Source organism: Acinetobacter sp. V89_4, from assembly GCF_029967875.1.
Classification (GTDB): Bacteria; Pseudomonadota; Gammaproteobacteria; order Pseudomonadales; family Moraxellaceae; genus Acinetobacter; species Acinetobacter oleivorans.
The window spans coordinates 1-25,948 of sequence record NZ_JASCAI010000028.1 but is presented as its reverse complement, the minus strand read 5'-3'; the positions used below and the strand labels follow the sequence as shown (position 1 = coordinate 25,948).

The window sequence follows — 25,948 nt, the reverse complement described above, 5'->3', positions numbered from 1 at the left end:
CTTTATGCTTCAACCATTGGAATACGGTCTTCAGAACGTTCAGCTTCGGTTAATGGGCGGATTTGACCACGTTCAGTCGTAAATTGAATGTGTGGATCGGCCTGTTCACTTGCGCCTGCATTGATATAAGTCTGGAAGCGTTTACGTACTTCTGGGTTCTCAACAGCTGTACGCCATTCATCTTGGTATGTCCCAATAATGTGTTCCATACGGCGCTCAAGCTCGGCAGCCAAACCAAGTGAATCATCAACAACCACAGATTTAAGGTAATCTAAGCCGCCTTCCATGTTGTCGCGCCATACACTGGTACGTTGTAAACGATCTGCGGTTTGGATGTAGAACATATAGAAACGGTCGATGTAACGGATGAGCGTTGCTTTATCAAGGTCAGATGCAAGTAATTCTGCATGACGTGGTTTCATACCACCGTTACCACATACATAAAGGTTCCAACCTTTTTCGGTCGCGATAATACCCACGTCTTTGCCTTGCGCTTCTGCACACTCACGGGTACAGCCAGACACCGCCATTTTTAATTTATGTGGTGAACGCAAACCCTTGTAACGATTTTCAAGCTCAATCGCTAAACCAACCGAGTTGTCTACACCGTAACGACACCATGTGCTACCCACACAAGATTTCACTGTACGTAAAGATTTACCGTAAGCATGGCCAGACTCAAAACCAGCAGCATTCAGCTCTTCCCAAATAAATGGAAGCTCATGAACTTGCGCACCAAACATGTCAACACGTTGACCACCTGTAATTTTGGTGTATAGGTTATACTTCTTCGCGATTTGACCAATAGCAATCAAACCATCGGGAGTTACTTCACCACCAGCCATACGTGGTACAACTGAGTAAGAACCATCTTTTTGAATGTTCCCCAAGTAGTAGTCATTACTGTCTTGTAGACCTGCATGACTTGGCTCAAGTACGAAATCGTTCCAACAAGAAGCTAAGATATTTGCAGCAGTCGGTTTACAGATGTCACAACCCAAACCATGGCCATGTTGGTGAATCAAGTCATCAAAAGTTTTGATTTCATTGACACGAACCAAGTGATGCAACTCTTGACGCGAGTACGGGAAGTGTTCACAGATATGGTTATTTACAGTCACACCTTGACGTTGTAACTCTGACTTTAAAACTTGAGTCACTAATGGTGCACAACCACCACATGCTGTTGCTGCTTTGGTGCATTTCTTTAATGCACCTAAAGAGGTCGAACCATCGCTAATTGCTTGGCAGATGTCCGCTTTTGATACGTTGTTACAAGAACAGATTGTTGCGCTGTCAGGCAGCAAATCGACTCCGCTACCACCAGATTTTCCTGCCGACTGCTCAAAGCCCGGCATGATTAAACTTTCAGGCACTTCCGGTAAAGCCAAACCATTGAGCATCATTTGTAAAAGGTCGTTGTACTCTTTCGCATCGCCCACCAAAACTGCACCCAGCAATTTGGTTTTATCTGCATTTACAACAATCTTTTTATAAACCAGCGCATGCTCATCTGCATAGAAGTAGCTTAATGCACCCGGGGTCATGGCATGCGCATCACCTACAGAGGCAACATCCACACCCATCAATTTCAACTTGGTGCTCATGTCCGCGCCAGCAAAGCAGTTACATTCCTCATCGGAAATATGTTTTGCTGCAATACGCGCCATGTCATAGCCTGGTGCAACCAAACCATAAATCTTGTTTTGCCAAAGCGCACATTCACCAATGGCATAAATATTTTGATCTGAAGTTTGGCAGTAATCATTAATGACGATACCACCACGCTCACCAATCGCGAGTCCACTATTACGTGCAAGCTCATCACGCGGACGAATTCCCGCAGAGAATAAAATGACATCCGCTTCAAGCTCACTACCATCTGCAAATTTCATTACATGCGTTGTGCTGTCACCGCATTCAATAGATTGAGTCGCTTTTTGTGTATGAACTTTTACACCAAGATCTTCAATTTTGCGACGTAAAACTTTACCGCCTAAATCATCAATTTGAACTGCCATTAAACGCGGAGCAAATTCAACAACATGTGTTTCCAACTCTAGGTCGCGTAAAGCTTTCGCTGCCTCAAGGCCGAGTAAACCACCACCAATCACGACACCTGTTTTTGCATTAAGACTCGCTGCACGAATGGCATCTAAGTCTTCGATCGTACGGTAAACAAAACAGTTTTCACGGTCATTACCCGGAATTGGTGGAACAAAGGCATAAGAACCAGTAGCCAACACTAATTTGTCATAGCTAATCACATCACCATGGTTGGTTGTGACTGTTTGCGTAGCTGTATCAATTGCAGTTGCTTTTGTATTAAGACGTAAGTCAATGCCATGAGCATCGGCAAAGTCAAAACGTGCTAGAGATAAATCTTTTGCCGATTTCCCAGAGAAATATTCTGTCAAATGTACGCGGTCATACGCGAGACGAGGTTCTTCCGCGAGAATCGTGATTTCTAGTTCATCATCTGCTTTTTCTAAAATGGCTTCGATGAATTTGTGGCCCACCATACCATGACCAATCATTACCAATTTCATAGTGTTTCTCCTCAAATCACGTTGCTTTTAAGCTGCGTTATTCCATTCTCAAATAGACATTGTTGTTTTGTCTTGTGCTCTATCGAGAAACGAATGAAGCTCACATGGTATATAGCTGCTTGAAACCAATTTTTTTCACTCGTTGACGACACCCAATGCACAGCAAAATCAAAAAAAAGAAATAAAAAAAGCGAGCCCCCTCTTAGAGAAGGCTCGCATCGCTGGAACTGAAAAATTAAATAATTCAGATGTAACTTTTTTATGCAATAAAAATAAAGACATGCCCTTCACTCCGACTGAACGTAACTTCTTTGTATGTGCGGTTGCACTCACAAACTCGATCAGAACGGACATCGTTGGCCGTCTTTAAAACTCATGGTCGTCTTCGACCTGTAATTAAGTAAGCACTTTACATGCCAATATTTAAAAAAATTTAATCCAATAATACTTTTATATTTAATTTCATATAGATATAAGTTTTTAATAGGTAAATAAAGAATCAAAGCTTATTTTGCTTGCTCTATCACTGCACATTTATGTGGTTTAAATAAAAATAAGCTTTGCCACAAAATGAACCGTATTTTTGCACCAAGATCGAACACACCAACTCTTTAGCATCCAAAATTGCCACTAAATCCTGATTTTTGAGTAGTTTTGGATGGCATTAATCTTGCTTAAAACCCAATAACAAAAAAAGCGTCGAATTGGCGCATTTTCTTAGCCTGATTTTCTGAACTTATGCCAAAACTCAAAATAGCCCTTATTGATGATGATCATGCGCGAGCGGACTATATAAAAAACAGTCTGCTTGAAAATGACTTTGAAGTGGTCGCTTGCCTTACTTTGGATCACTTGAATATCTTTCGTCTTGAAGATTTACAAGCCGATGTCATCTTGCTCGATATGGATCATCCTCACCGCGACATTATTGAAAGCTGTGTCAGTAGCTATGATCTACCCACTGTCCTGTTCACTAAAAATTCAGATAAAGACACCATCAAACAAGCCATCGATGCAGGCGTGACTGCTTATATTGTAGATGGCATAGACCCTGCCCGCTTACATACCATTTTAGAAATCTCGATCGAGCAATATAAAAAGCATAAAAAACTCGAAGGAGATTTAAAAGAAGCTCAAACCAAACTTGCTGACCGTAAGGATGTTGAAAAAGCTAAAGTTCTACTAATGCAATTGCATGGACTACCTGAAGAAACTGCATTTCAGCTTCTTAGAAAAAATGCGATGAGTCACCGGATTACGATTGGAGAAATGGCACGGCGTTTACTTGACGCTCAAAAATTACTTGGCAACCAACTAAAGGATGAATAAATGAGCACATTAGAAAAGACTCAATTACAACTCGGCTATATTCCTTTGCTTGATTGTCTTGCATTACTTTGGGCAAAACAAAGAGGCTTCTTTGAAGAAGTTGGTTTAGACGTCACTTTAGTTAAAGAAGCATCATGGGCAAGTCTTCGAGACCGTTTGGCTTTTGGATTATTAGATGCAGCGCACTGCTTATCTGCAATGTTACCTGCGGCGGCTGTAGGCACAGATCAAATTGGCACGCCACTGCAAACATCACTGGTTTTAAGTGAAAACCGTGCTTTCATTAGCTTAAGTCAAAAACTTACTCATCAACTTGCAATTAAAGAAAATGATACGGCTCAAATAACGGCGCAGAAAGTGGCGAGCTATCTTGAACAAGGTCACTCTATTTCGTTAGCGCATGTGTTTAAGCATTCCATTCATCATTATTGTTTAAGAGAATGGTTGGCTTTAGCAAATCCAAAAATCGCGCAGTCTATTCAGCTCAAAACATTACCACCACCTTATATGGTCGAAGCACTCGATAAACATGTGATTGATGGTTTTTGTGTAGGTGAACCTTGGAATACCCAAGGCGAGCTTCTTGGTTTAAGTAAAATGATCTGCTCAAGCCAAAACATTATTCCTCCTGTGGCTGACAAGGTTTTAGCTGTAACACAGGAATGGGCAGAGCAACATCCAAAAACACTAGTCGCGCTCACCGCAGCAATTATGAAAGCCCAACAAGAATTGAGTGAGTTCCAAGATTTTGCTCCGATTTTAAAGTTATTGGTTGAGTTTGAAATTGTTCGTTTTCATTGCTCAGAAGAAGTGCATGTCGATAAATATTTTAAGATTCAGGATATTGTTCGTCATTTAGTAAAAGAAAGTGCGCTTCCAAAAGTAGAAGACTTTTATTGGCTGCTTGAGCAAATGCAAAAGTGGGATGAACTTCAAATTGACCAAGCACAAATCACAAGCTTGGGTGCTCAATGCATTAATCTTGAGGCTTATGAACAAGCCAAACAGCGATATTCTTCATAAGCTATCTAAGAGTCAAATCAGCATAAAAAAAGCTGTCTTTTATAAAAAAAGACAGCTTGAAAGACCCATAAGACAAAATGCGAAACACGCATTACTATATTTTCTAGGCTCAACTGATCCATTGAAAATATAGCGCTTATGGAAATGATCATATCTATCTAAACATATCATTTTCAGACATTTTCATATCAATAACTGCCACATCATCAATTTCGTTAATCATTCTCAGCCTGTTAAGAAAGTACTCAAATAGTCCTCTCTTTTTATGCATTAAACCTCTCTATGATCTCTACAAAATAGCCATACACAAATTATGTGGGTCAGATCATAAATTTTATTGCTTCAAAGTAATTTCAAACATCCGTCTTAATTAGATTAATTTTTTTAGCTAAAAAGTAATTTATTGCCTATCTAGTTATATTTAAAACATTTATTAATTTCTAACTTTATAAAATATAAATATTACGATTCAAATAATTACACAAAAAAAATTAGTGAAAAATCCTATAAGTCCCCCCTATTTTAAGTTACAAAGCGCAACAATCATGGAACAAATGGTAATAATAATTAAATTAATAATCATTATCATTCACATCACATAAAAACCTGAGAAGATCTACCATGATCCATGAAAATATTCTCGACTGCATAGGTAAAACGCCACTATTACAACTATCAAGGCTATTCACGCATCAATCGATCTCAGTGATTGCGAAAATGGAATTGTTAAACCCAGGAGGAAGTATTAAAGACCGTCCAGCATTATTCATGCTACAGGAAGGCCTGAAATCCGGAGTGATTAATAAAGATAGTCATATTGTTGAAAGTTCTTCAGGAAACTTAGCGATTGCGCTTGCAATGGCATGCAAAATATATGGATTAAAATTTACTGCCGTTATTGACCCGAAAATTGCCTCAGCAAACCTACAAATGCTGAAGCTCTACAAAGCCAACATCGAAATGGTCTCTGAAAAAGACCAAAACGGCGGTTATTTAAAAACCCGAATTGACACTGTAAAACGACTCTGCCAACAACTGCCAAATGCCGTCTGGATTAATCAATATGCCAATCCAAACAACTGGAAAAGCCACTATTTTGGTGAAGCAGAAGAAATCCTAAATCAAATTGATCGCAAGATTGATTACCTCGTGATTGGAGCAAGTACCTCCGGCACGATTATGGGCGTGTCTCGTCGCCTTAAAGAAAAGTTCCCAGAATTAAAAGTCATCGCTGTCGATATTGTCGGCTCTGTCTTATTTGGTGGTACGTCTGGTCCACGCGAAATTCCCGGCATTGGAGCAAGCACTGTTCCGGCTCTCCTCTCTCCCGATGAAATTGATGATGTCATTTATGTAGATGACTATGAATCGGCACTTGGTTGTAGAGAACTTCTTGAGCACGAAGGGATCTTTGCAGGCGGTTCGAGTGGTTCATCAATTTCAGCCATCAAAAAACTGATTCCAACCATTCCTGATGGATCGTGCGTCTTAACACTGTTACCCGATCGCGGTGACCGTTATCTCGATCTAGTTTATGAAGATGAATGGTTCGAAATGATCAAAAAGCGTCACTTCAATCGAAACTTACGACGCCAAGAAAACCTTACTTTACAAAATGTTGTTTAACTTTCTCCTTAGGACATATTCATGAGCAATTTGGCTACCCTTCGCTATTTAAGTCAATCAGATTTATTAAATCTTGGCGCAAATCATAGTAATTCATTTATTGAAGCGATTACTGAAGGTTTAACCCTGCATGCAAATAAACAGTTTGTACAACCCTTAAAACCGTATCTTCGCTGGCAAGGTGCAGACCATATTGCTGATCGTATTATCGCTATGCCTTGTTATTTAGGCGGCAACGACCCAATTGCCGGCATCAAATGGATTGGCTCAAGACAACATAACCCTAAAAAATTCAATATTCCACGTGCTAGCGCGCTGATTGTTTTAAATGACTCAGAAACAAACTATCCGGTTGCAGTAATGGAAGGCAGCTTAATCAGTGCCATGCGAACTGCTGCAATTACTGGTGTTTCGATTAAGTATTTAGCAAAAAAAGACTTTTCTGACATTACCGTGATTGGCTGCGGTCCAATTGCTCAAATGCAGATTAAGACTGTACTTGAACAATACGCTCAAGTGAAAAAAATACATTTATTTGATGTGAACCCTGAAGCGGCTGAAAAACTCAAAGCATTGTTCTTATCGGAATATCCACATCTAGAAATTGAAATTCATGACAATGCGAAATCTGCGATTCAGCAAGCTGATGTGCTGATTACCTGCACAGTTTCAGATAAGCCTTACATCCCATTTGAATGGCTTAAAAAAGGCTGCTTTGTTTCAAATATTTCAATTATGGATATTGAACCTGAAGTCTTCCTAAAAGTGGACAAAGTCATTGTAGATGACTGGGACCAATCAAACCGAGAAAAGAAAGTCATCAACGTACTGGTTGAAGATGGCTTATTCAGCCGTGAAAAACTACATGCTGAACTTGGCGACATCATTATTGGTCATAAAAACGGCCGCGAACACGAAGATGAAATCATTTTGCTCAACCCAATGGGCATGGCGATTGACGACATTGTTTGCGCTAAATGGTTCTTCAATGCTGCACAAGAACAAAACGTTGGAACGGTTCTACCACTTTTATAAGAATAGGAATAACTAAAATGCTAGATCGGATTTACACAGCACAACTACAAAAAACAATAGATGCCCTCTACATGGAGAATTATGGAGATTTTAGAGATCATATTTCCTATAAAAAGCCTTATCTGGCAATCACTCTAAATGATGAGTTGGAACTCTATTTCAGCTGTTTAAAAGTAGATGGTGTAAATCCTTTCTATGTTACTCAACCTGAAGTTTTGCTTCATAACCTCTTGAGTAATACGACTTCTAAAATTTCTATTTCTGAAGTTTTTACCTATTTAACAAAAGCCTCTTGGTGGCCTTCACCGCATCATCAAAAAGCGATTGATTATTGGCTCGACAACTTAGTAACGGCTGAAAAAATCCCTCAGATTTTGCAGTCAGCACTTTCATTTTCTTCGCCTTTAATTACCAGTGAATTGCTATCGCTGGTAGCTGATCGTCCATTTCATCCGTTCGCTCACTCAAAAGGTGAACTTGCACCACTTACGACTCAAAAAGAAATTGAAGTGTATTGGTGGGCTTTTAAGAAAGATGACGTGATCAACAATATGGATTCGATTCCTTATAAAGAACCATTGCTATCAGACTCTGAAGCCAACTTTATTGCTGAAAAAATGGCCGAGCTTTCAGATGACTACTTAGCACTTCCTTTGTTAGAGACTCAACATCGCTATTTAAAATTTGAAGAAAATAAGTATGACGGTATTGACCTGAACCATGTCACGACAATTGGTTTACCGACCTCATCTTTAAGAACTCTCATTCATAACGCAAACCCTAATCTACATTTAAAACTATCAACGAATGCCAAAACATTAGGTGCGATCCGTTCTATGCCGGGACGTTATTTAATGAATGGTCACAGGGCATATGATTTTTTAAATGAAGTTATTAATGAAACTCCTTTATTAAAAAATCGCCTCTTTTTGAGTAATGAAACGCATTGGTGGGTACTGGGTAAACAAGAGCCAATAGTAAAAAATTTAGGTGTAATCGGTTGCCAAGTCAGACATTTACCCGAATTTTGCCAAGATAAAAACGTCACCCCAATCACTATGTCAGCTTTAAGCTGTACGTATGTTGACCCTTGGGAAACTTTAGGTGTTGAAGGTGACAAATGGACATTATTAAAAGACTTAAGTGTTCATTTTATTCAAACATTCTTAACACTTTGGTCGAAAGGCATCATGCCTGAATGCCACGGGCAAAACACCATGGTGTGTTATGAAAATAATAAGTTGAAATGCTTTATTTTGCGTGACCACGATACCTTAAGAATATGTACACCAGCCATTGAAGAAAGTGGCTTCACACCTCCGATCTATACCATTGATACCAGTACGCCAAACAATCTTATCTTTAGTAAGAATGAAGACTTATTTAATTACTTCATTACTTTAGGGATTCAAATTAACCTCTACCCGATTGCTTTAGCTACCTTGAAATATACAGATCGTTCAGAAAGCGATTTCTGGGAAATGATTCAAGACATTATTCATGATTTTGTAGAAACCCAACCGATTTCAGAACAGACAAAGTCTCAAATTCAAACCTATCTTTTTGACAATAAGACTTGGCCGTTCAAACAGCTACTTACGCCGCTGTTAGCCCAAGAAAGTGATTCGACGGGAATGCCAAGCAAAATCGGAACCACGTCAAACCCTTATCAAAGCTTATCTGTTTCTAGCTATGAGACCATGGATATCTAAATCATGCGCTCATCTCGCCTAGATCATTTCATTATTTTGCTCTGCCAGTTTTTTTCCACTTTCGGGCTCATGGTACTTATTCCGATCATGCCGCTTTATATGGAAAAACTGACGGCGCATATGAGTGCTCCCACTATCTGGGCAGGTTTGGCACTCGCTGCACCCGCAATTGGCAGTTTATTTACCGCACCGATTGTTGGTCACCTATCAGACACTTTTGGCCATAAAAAAGCACTCCTACTTTCATTGGCTGGTTTTTGTATTTCCATACTGCTCATGGCTAGCGCCCAGCATTTATACCTATTTATTTTTGCGCGGATTTTACTAGGTTTTTGCGGTCTTTCAGTCATTTTAAATGCTTATGTTTCATATCTTTCTAATGAACAACAACGAGGTGCTGCTTTTGGGCAGCTCCAAAGTAGTGTTGCGCTAGCTTGCCTGTGTGGTCCAGTACTCGGCGGTATCTTTATGGACCACTGGCGGGTTGAAATATTACTTAATGCAACTGCATTTATTGTAGTTACATTAATTGTGATCGCGTCCTTTTTATTAGCCAATCCAGTTAAAACTGAGGCTGTAAAAACCAAAGAAAAATCTAAAATTCCAGACTTTTTTGATAGAACAATTTTTTCTTGGTTGAGTGCCGGCATCTTGGTGCAAGCCGGTGGTTTTGGTTTAGTGTCTTGCTTCGTTTTATACATTAGTGAAATAAGCCAAAACATTCACTCATCGTTATCTGCTGCAAGCTTAACGGGCACAATCCATGCGCTTTCATGGGGAGCAGCCTTTATTGCTGCGACCTATTGGGGAAAAAGAAATGATGATAAAGGAGATTCTTTTAATAACTTCGTTTACGCATCTTTAATTTGTGGCATCACGATTTTCGCGTTGATATGGGTGTCTAATCTCTGGCTCATTCTCGTATTACGACTCATACAAGGTTTTTGCTTCGCAGCGCTTATTCCTTCGATCTTACACACGATTTCTCTAAAAGCTGGCACTCAAAGCCAAGGAAAAGTGATCGGCATTTCTAACAGTGCTTTTGTCTTAGGCCAACTTTTTGGTCCGATCACCATCACGCTTACCTACTCATTTTTCAATATTACAGCCGCATTAATCTGCACCTCTTTATTTTTTATCGGTGCGGGATTAGTGGTGATTTTGAATAGATTCTTAATGGATACAATTTTAGAAGAGGCACAAGAATGAACTCAATTATTACAACCGATGCATGGTCTTATAAACTTTTCGAACAGTACCTGAATACTTTCTTTCGCGAACTTAAAGTAGATCTTGAAGAGCACATTATCTCAGCTCAAGATTCTCCTTTATTCACACAAGATGCGGAACAGCCGAACTCAATCTATTTTTCTTACACGTTTAATGCGTCTAATACGATTGTTTATGGTGCAGTTCAACACTTCTCCACCACTGGCTATCATCGATATCAGCGTGGCTTTGCTCTGCAAAATTTAAGCGACAATACATTTGACTCTCTAACTGATCCTAAAAAATTAGTGAAGCTCATTACCGATGAGTTAAATAGCTTATTTAAAGACAAAAACCAGAACAAGAACCTTTATTCCGATATTGCCAATAGTATCGAGAACACAAAATTCTTTTTAGAAAATAGACCATCCCAAACAACATCTAAAGCTTTGAGTGGTTTTCAGGCTACTGAACAAGGCATGCTATATGGCCACCCTTTTCATGTGACCTCTAAAGCCAATTTAGGTTTTTCTAAAGAAGACATGAAAAAGTATAGCCCTGAGTTAGGCACAAGTTTCCAACTCCATTACTTCGCGGTTCATTCTTCTTTAATCGAAAAGCTAGTCAGCGAGACCGAACCTTCTCACCGTATTGAAGATGAAGTTTTAGAAACTGCAAAAGAACGTTTACAAGACAACCTAGCAAATTATGAGCTCATGCCGACTCACCCGTGGCAAGCCAACTTCTTACTTCAACACCCGTCTTTAAAGAAATATTTAGACAGTCAAGAAATCATACATCTGGGTGCATTAGGCCAAACCGTATGGCCTACCTCATCTGTTCGTACAGTGTGGTTACCTCAATCAAACCTATTCTTAAAGCTCTCAATTGACGTACGTATTACCAGTTTCATTCGTAATAACCCAATGGATGAAATGGAAAGAGCTATTGATGCAAGCAAGATTATTATTAATCACAAGATTAATGAACAATATCCTGACCTTGTGATTCTGCCGGAGTTAGAGGCGAAAACAGTCAAAATTCCAGAGCTTGAAAGTTCATTTGGCATTATTTATAGAGCTGGACTCACACCTGAGGTACTAGAAAATACAAGAATGCTCGGTGGCTTGGTTGAAGAAAACGAAAACCATGAAATCCCACTTTTAAGCTTTATTCAACAAGCTGCACCCAACCAAAATCTACAAACCAATGATGCGAAAGACTTCATTACTTTTTGGTGGAAACAGTACGTTAAAGTTTCACTCATCCCATTAGTCGAACTGTTTGCAAATAAAGGCATTAGCGTAGAAGCGCATATGCAAAACAGTTTAATGGAGTTTAAAAACGGCTATCCACATCGCCTCATTCTTCGAGACATGGAAGGCATTAGTATTGTTCCAGAAATGATAGAAGATGACTCATCTATTTCTGAAGATAGTACCGTTTGGTTCTCTCAAAAAGATGCATGGACCTTTTTAAAATATTACCTCGTGATCAACCACATTGCGCATCTCATCAGTGCAATTGCACGAGTTACGGTGATCGAAGAAAGCGAGCTATGGCAAGCCACACGCCTTACGCTCACGCAAGAAAATTTTAGCGCCAAAGGCCAGCACTACCGCGATTTATTAATTAATTCACTCACATTACCAATTAAGGCAAATATGTTAAATACGCTCTACCACAGTGGTGGCAATCCCATCTGGATTGAAGTTGAAAACCCTATTTATAAATATCACGGCGCAGAAGCGCTTTGCCCTCTTCAACCAACACAACAAACCAATTATAAAACCCTTGCGGAAAACCGCGTGATGGGCCAATTATTGGAAGCGCTTATTTTTGAAAATACCTTTAAATACGAGTTTTCTAAAGGTCAGATCAAGTTCTATATTTCCGATACAGTTTTCTATACATGTACAGCTAAACGACACTTTAGTTTTAAACGAATTAAGCTAGATCCTTCAAGCTTAGTCCGTTCTGATATTACTTTAGGCGCTGAAACTCGTCCTACCTTAAAAACGCTACTTACCGACCTAAAAAATATTATTGAAGCTGACCCAGTTAAATGGCAAAACTTTAATGATGAGCTAAATTTAACTTTCGTTAAGCATGCGCAAACTTTGAGCCAAGCACCTGCCCAACCTTTAAGAACTTTGCCTTATTTAGAACAAGAAGCAAGGATTACCAATGCGCATTTATACCATCCAAGCTTTAAGTCTCGTATTGGCTTCGATTTAAAAGAAAATCAAAAATATGCACCTGAGCTTTCTGAAGGTTTTACGGTTAAATGGGCCGCGACTCATAACAGTTTATGCAAACTGGTTTTAAGTGAAACGATTAACTTAGAGCAACTTTATAAACAGCATTTTTCAGAAAAAGATCTACAAGCAATTAGTGATCAATTAAAAGATAACAATGTAGACTTTCAGGAATATATCCTCACTCCAATTCACCCGTGGCAGTGGGATAAAATTATTGAATTATATTATCAAGATGCAATTAGCAACCAACTCATCATCCCGTTAGACATTGAAGGTCCGACTTATTTACCACAGCAATCGATTCGAACTTTATCGAACATTAGTGATATCTCGGCGCTTTCTCTTAAATTGGCAATGAATTTGGTTAATACCTCTACATCTCGCGTATTAGCACCGCATACCGTTCAAAATGCTGCAAAAATGAGTGACTGGCTTTATAACATTGTTGAGCAAGATCATATTCTAGAAAAACATCGCAAGCCCGTTATTTTAAGAGAGATTGGCGGTCTTTCGGTTAACCAGCAAATTGCGCTACCTGTTCAATACGGCGCACTCGCCTGCATTTGGCGCGAAAGTATCTACAGCTACTTAAAAGAAGGCGAATCGGCAACTCCGATAACAGGACTAATGCAAGTCGACATTGACCAAAAGCCTCTAATTGATGAGTGGATTCAAGAGTACGGTATCGAGTTCTGGTTAGAAAAGTTACTCACCAATGCGTATTTACCAATCATGCATATTTTATGGTGCCATGGCCTCGCTTTAGAGTCACATGCACAAAACATGGTTCTGATTCATAAAAATGGCTTACCCTTTAAAGCTGCATTGAAAGATTTCCATGATGGGATTCGTTTTAGCCGTCATCTTTTACGTGAGCCAGACCTTCTGCCGAATTTACAAGATGCGCCAAAAGAGCACGCCAAGATTAACCCGAACTCGTTCTTGGAAACCCACTCTCCAAATGAGTTAAGAGACTTTACCCAAGATGCGCTTTGGTTTGTAAATTTGGCAGAGTTAGCGATTTTCTTAAATGAGCATTATGACTTCGATGAAATCAAATTCTGGACCATGTTAAGAACCATCATCAATCAGCACAAAGAAGCACATCCAGAGTTTACAGAGCGATATGAATTGTTTAACTTTACAGATGACACCATCGATATTGAACAGCTTGCAAGCCGCCGTTTCCTTCCGGAAATTCGCTTAAGAGTACAAACCACACCGAACCCGCTTAGCCTTATTAAGGAAATCGAATATGAATAAGCATTCGATTTCTTTTAAGAAACGAATAGCAAATGGTGAGATGCTCTACGGAATATTTTGTTCCGTAGCATCTCCCATTAATGTCGAACAACTGGCACTTGCGGGCTATGACTTTATTATTATCGACTTGGAACATACTTTATTTACCACGTCCCAAGTCGAGACCATGATTTTAGCCGCTAGAGCCATGAGCCTCGATGTGTTTGTAAGAGTACCTTTAAACGCTAACCACCTAGTTTTACCTTTGCTTGATGCAGGGGTAACTGGCATTGTTTTCCCGCGTATTGAAAATGTCCAGCAGGCACGAGAAGCTGTGAATTATTGCCACTATATGCCGCTTGGTCAAAGAGGACTGAATTCGACAAGATCAAATAGATACGGCATTGATGATTTAGCCAGTTTTGTTCAACAGGCGGCAAACGAGATGATTGTGGTTGCCATGATTGAAAGCTTAGAAGGACTAGAACAACTAGATGAAATTCTAAAAGTCGAAGGCATCGATATTATTCTTGAAGGTGCTGCCGACCTTTCCCAATCTATGGGAATGCCGTGGCAAACCAGCCATCCAAAAGTGAAAGAAAAAGTCCAAGAGATGTATGCAAAGACAAAAAATAGTCAAAAGCATTTCTGTGCTATTCCCCGACAACCTGAGGATATTGCGGTATGGAAACAACAATCCGTTCAGCTTTTTGTACTCGGTGATGACCGCAGCATTATCCGCCGCGCCCATCAAAACCACCTAAATGCTTTTAAAGAAATCTAATCACTATTCAATTTTCTGGGGGAATAAACACTTATTCCCCTAATGCATTGAATAAATTTCAGATATATTATTTTTTAAGCAATTAATAATATTGTTAATTACAATGATTCTCATTTATAATTCGCTCAATTTAAAATCACTCTCAGGGCGAGAAAATGGGAAATAAGATAAAAAGTAATAAACTTTTTACAAGAAAGTCTGAAGTTAAAAATATCATTCCACTTCTTTCACTTGGTGGAGCCATCTTTCTCTCAAACTCAGCTTTTGCAGCCTCGTCTCCTGAGACAACAGATGCTGAAAAAAAGCCTGAAGCACTCCCTACAATTACAATTACTGCTTCACGTGCAGATGAACTTTCTACTTCTGCTAAACAAGTCACCAAACTAGATGAAAAACAAATTGAACTTTTAAGAAATGGTTCCTCTGGAAGTATTGCAACCGTTTTAGCCAAAGCAGTACCAGGCCTGTCTGACTCAAGCCGAACCATTACCGATTATGGTCAAACTTTACGTGGACGTAATGCTCTGATCTTGGTCGATGGCGTGCCAATGAACCTCACACGTGATACAGCTAGAGGACTTTCAGCAATTGACCCTGAAAGTATTGCGAACATTGAAGTCATTCGAGGCAGTAACGCAATTTATGGCGGTGGCGCTGCGGGTGGTATTATTTCAATTACCACGAAAGCTGCAGGTGGTGAATCTACTGCAAAAACCGTCATTGGGCTACAAACACCTTTAACGAATTTCCGTTCTGATGCTTTGGGTGGAGATATTCACCAATATTTCACAGGCAGCTTTAACGCCTTTGATTATGCATTCGACTTTGGTTATCAACGTATTGGTAGCCCATACGATGCAAGTGGTGACCGTGTTGCACCTGAACCAAGTCAGGGCGACCTTTATGATTCCGATGGCTACAGCGTAGGTGGTAAGCTGGGTTACCATATTGATGACAATCAATATCTACAATTCGCTGCAAACTACTATAATGCCGAGCAAGACTCAGACTATGCATCTGATCCAAGTGTAAAAAAAGCTCCAGCAGGAACTGTCCCAGCCAAAGCCATTAAAGGCTTAAAGCTTAAAGACCAAAATAAAAACGAAAACCAGATCTACAATTTAACCTATAACCATAAAGACTTTTTTGGTAATAAGGTTGATGCTCAAATTTATTACCGCGACTTCTTTACCCGTTTTTCACCATTTGATGCTCGTGGAAATGCGAACCGTGGCAAACAAGTCGACCAGATTTATCAAGAAAATAATGTACTCGGTAGCCGCTTAACTGTTACCACACCACTTGAGTTTTTAGGCGATACATCATTGGTTTGGGGTGGTGACTTCAGCCGTGAAAAAAGCGAAATGCCTTTAGATATTTTTGACCCTCAAATTTATGATCAATCAGGTGGTCTAGAATTTGTAAAAACTGGCAAGCTCATTTATTTACCCGAACTCACGACGCAAAGTGTTGGCGGTTTTATACAGTTAAAACACCGCTTTAATGACCAATGGTCAGCTGAAGCAGGTACACGCTATGAAGACAGCTATGCGCAAATTGATAGTTTTGTTCCATTATCACAATTAGGTAAGACCAACCCTTACACTGTTCCAGGCGGAAAAGTGAAAGCTGATGCATGGTTATACAATGCTAATGTGACCTTCTCTCCAAATGATCAAAACTCGATCTATGCATCGTTTAACCAAGGTTTTCAATTACCTGATGTCGGTTTGATTATCCGTAATGCTGGTGAAGGCTTTAACCTTGGCTCATCATTTTTAGAACCTGTAAAAGTTGATAACTACGAACTGGGCTGGAAAGGAAACTTCAACAACTTCTCTTCCAGCTTAGCAGTGTTCCACTCAACTTCTGATCTTGGGGCTGTGCAATCTTTCAACAATGGTCTAGTGCTTGCTAGAACAAAAGAAAAAGTAACTGGTGTTGAAGCAACTTTTGACTATCTTGACGATGCAAATATTTGGGGAACTGGTGGTAGCGTTACGTGGATGAAAGGTCGTGAAAAACCTCAAAACGGTTCTGAACAAGACATGACAGGTTTCCGCATCCCACCATTAAAACTCACAGCTTACGTTTCTTATAGCCCAACTGAAACTTGGACGAACCGCCTGCAAGCAACATACTTCGGTTCAGAAGATTACCGCTTAAATGGTGTAAATGGCTTTGGTCGCTATGATGTAAAGTCTTACACAACAGCCGATTTAATCAGTAGTTTTGCGCTTAACAAGAAAGACACTGTGACGATTGGTTTAGAAAACATGTTTAATCGTAAGTACTACCCGCTTTATAGTCAATTATTAAGAACGAGCGATAACACTAGCCATTTAGTGGCAAATGGGGCAACGCTTAAAGTTTCTTATAGCCATAAATGGTAATTAAAAATTAGATAGAATGTGTCACAGAAAAGGGGATCTATACGATCTCCTTTTTTTATTTAAAAATTATTTAAGCCTCATCTTCTTTTCTTTGTCGACTTGAAACCGACTGTCGGGACTCCCCTAGCTTTCTACCAGAAATTTTGTTAACTTGATTTCGTTACATATTCAAGATGTGATTTTCTCCCAACACTTTTCAACATCGTGTTTATGAAATTCAATTCATGCATGTGGCTTTACCAATATTTTGTAAGGGGAATCATAATGGAAATTTCACATCGAGAAATTTATGCGCTTGTAGACATTAATAATTGTTATGTCAGTTGTGAGCGACTATTCAATCCCAAACTTATTGGTTTGCCTGTTGTGGTACTTTCTAACAATGATGGATGCGTTGTATCACGCAGTGAAGAAGCAAAAAACATGGGTATAAAGATGGGAATCCCATGGTATCAAATTGAAGAAGAAGCTCTCAAAGCAGGCGTACACGTCTATTCAAGCAACTACACTTTATATGCCGAGATGTCTCGTCGCTTTTTTTCGGTTCTTGGGGAGTTTTTCTCATCCGATGATTTAGAGGCTTACTCTATTGATGAATGCTTTATCCACCTTACCCCTTACCTCCAATCTCTAGATATCCATTCTTATTGTGTCAAAGTCGTAGAAACGCTAGATGAATGGTTAAGCCTACCCTGCTGTATTGGTATTGGATATTCAAAAACTCAGGCCTTATACAGAATCTGACTTTATTCAATAATTACCTTTATATTCAACATAATATTTATATGTTACTAACATATTTTTTCAAATTTAAAACGATCCGTACTGGAACTTAAGGTCAACCATTTCAGCGAATACAAACTATTTAACTTATATAAATTATTTTGTCATACTTATAAGAAAGAGCGTAAAATATTTACTTGAAAATTTCGGAGAAATTTAATGACTAAACTAAATGAACTAATTGCAAAACGTACTCTTGATAGCCAAGAACGTATTAAAAAAATATCTGAAGCAGCAATTTCTAAAATTTTAAAAGCTGAACAGTTATATCAACATAAACCTAAACTAAAGAATTTTCACAAACATGATTAAATTATTATAAGGAGTTGGCCAAGAATATAGATTTTTACAACTCAACTCTTTAAATGAAAATATCCTCATTTATACTTTAATTTTTATCTGGTGCATATTTGCAATTTGATTGACCAACTTTCACTCTGTATTTTGACCAAAACAATTTAATCTAACTGAACACGCATTTTCATCAAATTGACCATTAATTTGTAAAAAATAGAACTTACACAAAATTTAAAGCCTGTTCATTTTTCTCCTTATAATGGTTTTTTAGCTAACTAAGTTGAATTGATCATGAACAATTACATGTCAAGCCTACATAGAAATGTTGCCATTGACATTACCTAGCTCTAAATAAGTTATAATAATTTCGTAGCCTATCAGAGCCCGTAGTCGTTAAGCTACAAGCTTACCATCCATGTGCATGATAAGTGGTATTTGTTAGCAAGGTAGGTTGTAACTATCTATTAGATAGTTACAACCTTTTGACTGAACTACACAGTATAAATTGTCTTATTGAATTAAAATTCACTTTAATTTTATATATTTATATAAAAATTTCTTAAACAGTTTAATAGATTTATCTTTAATTCAAATAAATATCGTCCTTCTTTTTACTTAGATAGTTCTATTTCTCTTATTCCCCTCTATAGATAGGAGTGTTTCTACAGACTTCCTCTAATCATATATTTTAGGATTAAATATTTTTTATTGATCTGAAATTTAATAAAACAATTTTAACTTTCTTAAAAAATTATATAATCGTGAATAGAAAAAATATTGCCTTCTTTCTTTTTTGTAATTTACATATGAATACTCAAGATATATCAACTATTAATGCAACTCCACAGCCGCCAAAGAAAGATAATGCTCTATTAGGGTTATTGCTTTTAGCTCAATATCATGGAGTTGCAATAAATACTGCAGATATCCAGCACAGATTTGATCCTGATGGAGCAGGACTTGATAAAACTTCATGGTTATTAGCAGCAAAAGAACTGGGCTTAAAAGCAAAATTGTCTAAACAACCTACAGAAAGATTGCACCTTACAAATCTTCCTGCTTTAGTTTGGCAAGAGAACGGGCAACATTTTATTTTAGCAAAAGTAGAATCTGAGAAATTTTTAATTCATGATTTGGTTCAAGGTCGACCAATTTTACTAGCACAAAATGAATTTTATGAACGTTATTCTGGTGAATTAATTTTAGTAACATCTAGAGCAGCAATTCTAGGAAGTCTGTCTAAATTTGATTTTACTTGGTTTATACCTGCTGTCATAAAATATCGAAAAATCTTTCTCGAAGTTATAATTATCTCAATAGTTTTACAACTTTTTGCTTTAATTACTCCTCTATTTTTCCAAGTAGTAATGGATAAAGTACTTGTTCATAGAAGTTTCTCAACATTAGACGTCATCGCTTTTGCCTTTATTGTTGTAATTCTATTTGAAGTAGTTTTAGGTGGGTTACGTACCTTCATATTTTCCCATACTACTAGTCGTATAGACGTTGAATTAGGAGCAAGGCTATTTAGACATCTTCTTAGTTTACCCATCAGTTATTTTGAAAACAGACGTGTTGGGGATACGGTTGCCAGGGTTAGAGAACTGGAGCAAATTCGAAATTTTCTAACTGGACAAGCCTTAACTTCAGTTTTAGATTTATGTTTTTCATTTATCTTTATTGCTGTTATGTGGTACTACAGCGGATGGTTAACATTAATCGTTCTTATCTCTCTTCCGTTATATGCAATATGGTCAGCTACAATTAGCCCAGTTCTAAGAACAAGGTTGAATGAGAACTTTTCAAGGAATGCTGATAGCCAAGCTTTTCTAGTTGAATCTATAACTACTATGAGTACTATCAAATCTATGGCTGTGGAGCCACAGATGACGAAACGATGGGATCAACAGTTGGCAGCCTATGTATCTTCGGGTTTTCGCGTTACTCGACTCGCCACTATTGGGCAACAAGGTGTCCAACTTATTCAAAAACTTGTTACGGTAGCGACTTTATGGTTCGGAGCTCGTTTAGTAATTTCTGGTGACATTACAGTCGGTCAACTTATTGCCTTTAACATGCTAGCAGGTCAAGTCGCTGCACCTGTTATACGTTTGGCCCAGCTTTGGCAGGATTTTCAACAAGTTGGTATCTCAGTTGACCGTTTAGGGGATATTTTAAACTCACCAACAGAAAACCCCAATAGTCGATTAGCTCTACCTGAAATTCAAGGTCAAATTGATTTAGAAAGAGTTTCATTTAGATACCGTCCCGACAGTCCAGAAGTTTTAAGAGATCTTTCTTTAAATATTCGTCATGGAGAGATTGTTGGAATTGTAGGCCGTTCAGGTTCTGGAAAAAGTACAATCACACGGTTAATTCAACGCTTATATGTACCTGAGCGTGGACGTGTACTAATAGATAATAGTGATTTAGCTTTAGCTGATCCAGCGTGGCTCCGTAGACAAATCGGAGTAGTGCTTCAAGAAAATATATTAATGAATCGCAGCATTCGGGACAATATTGCTTTAGCTGATCCAGGCATGGCTCTTGAACGCGTTATTCAGGCCTCAAAACTCGCAGGTGCTCATGATTTCATTATGGAGTTGCCACAGGGTTATGACACGAATGTCGGGGAGCAAGGTACAGGCTTATCAGGCGGACAACGTCAACGTATAGCCATTGCCCGAGCATTAATCGGAAATCCAAGAATTCTTATCTTAGATGAAGCCACGAGTGCTTTAGATTATGAATCAGAACATGCAATTATGAAAAATATGCGTGCAATTTGCCATGGCCGTACTGTCATTATTATTGCTCATCGCCTATCTACAGTTCGGATATGCAACCGAATAATTGCCATGGATAAAGGCAAAATCATTGAGCAAGGTACTCATGACGAGTTATTACAACGTAATGGTTATTATAAATATTTGTACGATCTTCAAGCCAACTAAATCTTGAATATACAAATAAATAAAATTTTCGGAAAAATAAAATGAGCAAAATGCATTGGCTAGCTTTTAGAGAGTTTGTTAAAAAGTACACTAGTATTTGGAAAGAAATTTGGTCTGTTAGAGAACAATTAGATCCTCCTATTAGACACAAAGATGAAAGAGAGTTTTTACCAGCTCATTTAGAGTTAACTGAAACTCCAGTATCTTCAGCCCCTAAATGGACTGCACGTTTAATTATCACTTTTACAATTTTAGCCTTACTTTGGTCAATTTTTGGAAAGTTAGATATCGTAGCAGTTGCTAACGGAAAGACGAGTTTAGGAGGAAGAAGTAAAACAATTCAATCCTTAGAAACAGCTGTCGTTGAAAAAATTAACGTTTCAGAAGGCCAAAGTGTTGATACGGGGGACGTGCTAGTAGAGCTTTCTGGCATTGGTTCAGAAACTGATTACACTCGCTCACTTGATGCCTTACGTGCTGCATATTTAACTCAAAAACGCTCCGAAGTATTGCTCTCTGCTATTGATAAAAAGCAACCTCCAAAATTAGAAATGAATATAAAACTAGTAGATCCAAACAAGATTCCTAGTCAAATTCAATCATTGCGAAAGCAAATTATTAGCTCTATTAATCCAAATGAGCTCATTGAGGCTCAAAACTTAGTTACAAACCAATATCAAGCATGGTTAACAAAGGATGAGCAATTGTCCTCAGTCAAAGAACAACATATAGCCGAAAGAGCATCTATCTTAGCCCAAATTAATAAATTAAAAGGAATAACTGCAATTGAAGCACAAAGAACTGCAGACTATCGTGAATTAGTTTCACAAAACTTTTTATCAAAACATAATCTTTATGAACAGGAAACAAAATATATTCAGGCAAAAAATGATTTATCTAGTCAATTAAGCTCATTACAACAAGTTGAACAAGCTATTGAACAGGCTATTGATGAGAGATTGCTCAATACTCAGACTCTAAAGAGAGATACTTTAGATATATTAAGACAATCTAAAGAACAAATTACCCAATTAGAAGCAGAAGCATTAAAAAGTTACCAACGCAAGGAGCTTATGCAATTGAGTTCCCCTGTCAATGGAACTGTTCAACAGCTATCTACTCATACTGTAGGAGGAGTTGTCACAGCAGCACAACCTATTATGGTTATTGTTCCTAATCAAGACAAGCTAGAAATAGAAGCAGTTATTCCTAATAAAGACATTGGTTTTGTAGATGCTGGCCAAGAAGCTATTATAAAAGTTGAATCATTTCCATATACTCGTTATGGATATTTAACAGGTAAAGTTAAAAGTGTAAGTTTTGATGCAGTTGAAAATAAAGATTTAGGTTTAGTTTATACAGCTATTATTTCTTTGGATAAAGATACCTTAAATATTGATGGGAAAAATGTACGCTTAGATGCAGGCATGAATGTAACTGCCGAAATCAAGACTGGAAAACGTCGTGTTATTTCTTATTTACTAAGCCCTCTACAAACAAAAGTTGATGAAAGCTTGAGAGAACGCTAATGACTAAACTGTTTTCTAAAAAAGCTTTAAAGCTTTGTTATTTTTCCCATCCAAAAATAATTGCTATATCGACTTTAGTTGTAGGTTTTTTTACCACGAGTACATATTCTTTTGATCTTAAAGAAGCATGGAAAGCCGCTGAAACTCACTCTTCAGAACTGCAAAAAAATCGCTATGAATTTGAAGCAAATCAACAACACTTGCCTATCGCTCGAGCAGCCTTGTTACCACAAATTGGAGCAAATATTTCGTATCAGAAACAAAAACAATCTCTCCCTTCATCAATAACCAGAAACAGCCAAAGCTGGCGAGTATCTGCAAGCCAAACTATCTTTAATTTAAATAAATGGTATAAATATCAAGGAAGTAAATTTGCAGTTATAGCAGCCGAAAATCAATTTGATTTAGCGAAACAGCAATTATTATTAAGAGTGGCTGAAGCCTACTTCAACGCTTTGATAGCTCAAGAATCGTTAATTACCATTCAAAAAGCCCAACAATCATTTTTAACTCAACAACGTCAAGCAGAAGCTCAATTTAAAAAAGGTGCCACAACCATTGTGGATGTTCAAGAAGCTCAAACTGGCTATGAATCAGCCGTAGCTGATGAAATAGAAGTGACCTCCCAACTGGTACAAGCCAATGCACAGTTAAAAACTTATACTGGACTTGACATAGATCAAATTGAGCAAATAAATGATTATAATTTAATTAATTTCCCTTGGTATACCAGCGAACAATGGATTCAACTGGTAGATAAAAATAATTTTGAAATTAAATTACAAGCTGCTGTAACTGAACAGACAAAACAAGAATTGAAAGCGATACAAGCATATCATGTGCCTACAATAGAAATGTCAACTGGCCTCTACAGAAATCCAAATGACTACCAATCTAATGATCTAATTCAAGACTATGATACAAAAGCTAGTTATATAGGCGTGGGTTTGAGTATTCCTATCTTCTCAGGAGGAGAAACAAGGGCTCAAACGAAGCAAGCAAATGCCACCTATTTAGCAGCAAAAAGTGAATTGGACATGATCCGTGAAAAAACACATTTAAGTGCGACTGAAAATTTTGCAAAGGTAAGAGCCGGAAAAATGCGTATTAAAGCTTTAGAAAAGTTAGTACTAACAAGTAAAACAAAGGTTAGTTCAAGTACTCTGGGGCAGAAATATGGACTATTAAATAATACGGATAAGATTAGGGCTGAAAAAGAATATTACGAGGCTCAGTTAAAACTTACCCAAGCAAAATATGAATACTTGCAAGCCCAATTAAATCTGATGCAGCTTGCAGGTTTATTTAATATAAATATTTTAAATCCACACTAAATTGAAGAGTAAGTCTCCTTATGAAGACTTACTCTTTGTTATCATTTCCAATTTGCAGTAATAACAGGGTTCAACTTTGTCTGGTAATCTGCAGATAAGGATGTTTGACCAACTGCTGGTGGCGTTAAACTTGCCATTGCATTTACTAGATTTTGTACTTGTGAATCTAGTAAAGTTAATCCATTACCAGATTTAAGTTCTTCTACATGGTAAGAATTCCCTAAATACCAATCTTTAATAACTGCTTTATCAGTTGTACCGATAACACTTACTTCAAGGTTGTTACCTGTTTTCGTAAACCACAACTGGTTGGCTGCTATATTACTACCAAATGATAAGATATCTTTATTTCCAACTGTAGCATCATTTTCAACAATAGTATCCATATTGCTGCCACGGGCAAAAATATAAGTATCATTACCCTTATCGCCTGTTAAAGTATCATTGCCTATCCCACCATCTAAAATATCATTACCTATGCCACCTTCTAATATATCATTACCCGCTTCACCTTTTAATGTGTCGTTACCAGCGTCACCAATTAATCTATTATTCTGGGAGTTACCAATAAAAATATCATCTAGAGTACTTCCCGATAGATTCTCAATATTTTTTAATGTCAACTTAACTCCAGCATAATTTTGTTCATTTTGTAGGGATAAATTGATAGTTGCGGGTTCTTTTCTACCAAATGTGAAACGTACAGTATCATTTCCAGCTTGACCATCTATAATGGTATTATTTTTATTTGAAATATCAAAAAAATTATCTTTACTATTACCTATAAAACTATATATTTCACCGGTAATATTACTAGGATCTTCTGTAGAACCAAAAGTAATATTCCAGTTATAAAAAACCAGATTCTCAACATTAGTATAATAATTCATATCAAAATACTTAATATCATCTAAAAGTTGTATTGTATCTGTACCTTGATTATCATATTCAATTATAGATGCATAAAGACTCATATTATCTTTAGCTTTTAAAAGATATCTATCATTCCCCACCCCTCCTTCTAAAACCCTATAATCTTTTTCATTAGTTTTATATAAAGATATGTAGTTTTGGTCCATAGAGTTTCCATTAAAATTAAAAACATCATTACCATTACCACCATTCATATAAGAGTGCCCAGCCCCATATAAATCATCATCTCCATCATCCCCATATATCAAGTCATAAGAATTATAGGATACATTTCCAATTATTTTATCATTACCCGAACCACCTCGATAATAATCTTTTGTATAAATACTTCTTAAAGATCCATCTGTAATCAACCCATACTCACTTACACCATAGGCTTGTATTTTATCATTACCTGCACCTCCATAAATAAAATCCTGATGAGCACCTGCATAAATTTCATCACTTCCACCATTACCATATAAATAAGTTACATCCTTACTATTGCGGGCATCAATATTTTCATCCCATTCCGCACCAATAATTTGATTTATATCCTCTGATATTATTTTTTTTGTACCATCTTCTGCAATAACTTCAACATTAACTATATCAGTTTTTAATTGGGTATTTTTTTCAACTTGTACTACTGTATAATGTCCACCAAATGTACTTCTTTTTCTTTTAATGATATTAATATTAATATCATTAATTAATACATTACTACTATCATATAATGTATCTGGATAAGCATTTTTCCCATTCGTCTCCCACCATTGAAAAATTGCTGATTTATTTTGTACAGCCTGAGCTCTCGGGTTAAAAGTATTTAATGTATTTTGAATCGTAGTCAGCGTTGTTGTTATCTGATCTGTATGAGTAAGCAAGGTCGGGGTAACAATATTACCAAAGGTTATTCCTTTTAAATCATAATACTGCCCGTTCTTAAATTCTAAATATTCTATTGCTGGACCAG

15 protein-coding genes and 2 pseudogenes are annotated in these 25,948 nt (G+C 37.5%); 14 read left to right on the top strand and 3 right to left on the bottom strand.

Features of this window, described 5'->3' with window-relative positions; translation table 11 throughout:
• Positions 1-2 precede the first annotated feature (2 nt).
• Complete coding sequence (gene nirB / locus QLG01_RS11730) at positions 3-2,549, bottom strand: nitrite reductase large subunit NirB (protein ID WP_282496497.1); 2,547 nt, start codon at positions 2,547-2,549, stop codon at positions 3-5.
• A 738-nt stretch (positions 2,550-3,287) separates the two neighbouring features.
• Between nirB and QLG01_RS11725 the strand changes: the two genes are divergently transcribed.
• On the top strand, positions 3,288-3,878 hold the full coding sequence (locus QLG01_RS11725) for an ANTAR domain-containing protein (RefSeq protein ID WP_005306352.1): 591 nt from the start codon (positions 3,288-3,290) through the stop codon (positions 3,876-3,878).
• A complete protein-coding gene (locus tag QLG01_RS11720; RefSeq protein WP_282496496.1) occupies positions 3,879-4,901 on the top strand; it encodes an ABC transporter substrate-binding protein in 1,023 nt (340 codons plus the stop codon).
• A gap of 47 nt (positions 4,902-4,948) precedes the next feature.
• Here QLG01_RS11720 and QLG01_RS11715 read toward each other — a convergent pair.
• A pseudogene (locus QLG01_RS11715) lies at positions 4,949-5,023 on the bottom strand (hypothetical protein); the annotation flags it as partial.
• A 499-nt stretch (positions 5,024-5,522) separates the two neighbouring features.
• On the opposite strand from QLG01_RS11715, the gene sbnA reads away from it, so the two are divergent.
• From sbnA to QLG01_RS11655, 12 genes and pseudogenes are all read left to right on the top strand, one after another.
• Positions 5,523-6,527 (top strand): 2,3-diaminopropionate biosynthesis protein SbnA, encoded by a 1,005-nt coding sequence (gene sbnA, locus QLG01_RS11710; RefSeq protein ID WP_087400770.1) that lies wholly within the window; start codon positions 5,523-5,525, stop codon positions 6,525-6,527.
• 21 nt (positions 6,528-6,548) lie between these two features.
• A complete protein-coding gene (sbnB, locus tag QLG01_RS11705; RefSeq protein ID WP_282496495.1) occupies positions 6,549-7,562 on the top strand; it encodes a 2,3-diaminopropionate biosynthesis protein SbnB in 1,014 nt (337 codons plus the stop codon).
• 71 nt (positions 7,563-7,633) lie between these two features.
• Positions 7,634-9,274 carry an IucA/IucC family protein gene (locus QLG01_RS11700; RefSeq protein WP_282496908.1) on the top strand — a complete coding sequence of 547 codons (1,641 nt, stop codon included), beginning with the start codon at positions 7,634-7,636 and terminating at the stop codon, positions 9,272-9,274.
• 3 nt (positions 9,275-9,277) lie between these two features.
• Positions 9,278-10,483: an MFS transporter gene (locus tag QLG01_RS11695; protein ID WP_209733831.1), complete on the top strand. Its 1,206-nt coding sequence runs from the start codon at positions 9,278-9,280 to the stop codon at positions 10,481-10,483.
• Complete coding sequence (locus QLG01_RS11690) at positions 10,480-14,007, top strand: IucA/IucC family protein (protein ID WP_282496494.1); 3,528 nt, start codon at positions 10,480-10,482, stop codon at positions 14,005-14,007. The genes QLG01_RS11695 and QLG01_RS11690 overlap by 4 nt, the downstream gene beginning before the upstream one ends.
• Entirely contained in the window at positions 14,000-14,770 is a 771-nt protein-coding gene (locus QLG01_RS11685; RefSeq protein WP_282496493.1) for an aldolase/citrate lyase family protein, read from the top strand. The genes QLG01_RS11690 and QLG01_RS11685 overlap by 8 nt, the downstream gene beginning before the upstream one ends.
• 155 nt (positions 14,771-14,925) lie before the next feature.
• Positions 14,926-17,163 carry a TonB-dependent receptor gene (locus tag QLG01_RS11680; protein WP_282496492.1) on the top strand — a complete coding sequence of 746 codons (2,238 nt, stop codon included), beginning with the start codon at positions 14,926-14,928 and terminating at the stop codon, positions 17,161-17,163.
• A gap of 264 nt (positions 17,164-17,427) precedes the next feature.
• Positions 17,428-17,892: pseudogene (locus QLG01_RS11675) on the top strand (DNA methylase); the annotation flags it as partial.
• A gap of 213 nt (positions 17,893-18,105) precedes the next feature.
• A complete protein-coding gene (locus QLG01_RS11670; RefSeq protein WP_282496491.1) occupies positions 18,106-18,258 on the top strand; it encodes a hypothetical protein in 153 nt (50 codons plus the stop codon).
• Positions 18,259-19,004: 746 nt separating this feature from the next.
• On the top strand, positions 19,005-21,197 hold the full coding sequence (locus QLG01_RS11665; RefSeq protein WP_282496490.1) for a type I secretion system permease/ATPase: 2,193 nt from the start codon (positions 19,005-19,007) through the stop codon (positions 21,195-21,197).
• Between the two features lie 41 nt (positions 21,198-21,238).
• On the top strand, positions 21,239-22,726 hold the full coding sequence (locus QLG01_RS11660; RefSeq protein WP_282496489.1) for an HlyD family type I secretion periplasmic adaptor subunit: 1,488 nt from the start codon (positions 21,239-21,241) through the stop codon (positions 22,724-22,726).
• Complete coding sequence (locus QLG01_RS11655) at positions 22,726-24,060, top strand: TolC family protein (protein ID WP_282496488.1); 1,335 nt, start codon at positions 22,726-22,728, stop codon at positions 24,058-24,060. Before QLG01_RS11660 ends, QLG01_RS11655 begins: the two co-directional genes overlap by 1 nt.
• A gap of 41 nt (positions 24,061-24,101) precedes the next feature.
• On the opposite strand, the gene QLG01_RS11650 is transcribed toward QLG01_RS11655, so the two are convergent.
• Positions 24,102-25,948: calcium-binding protein (locus tag QLG01_RS11650; RefSeq protein ID WP_282496487.1), on the bottom strand; the 1,847-nt coding region annotated here is incomplete at its 5' end.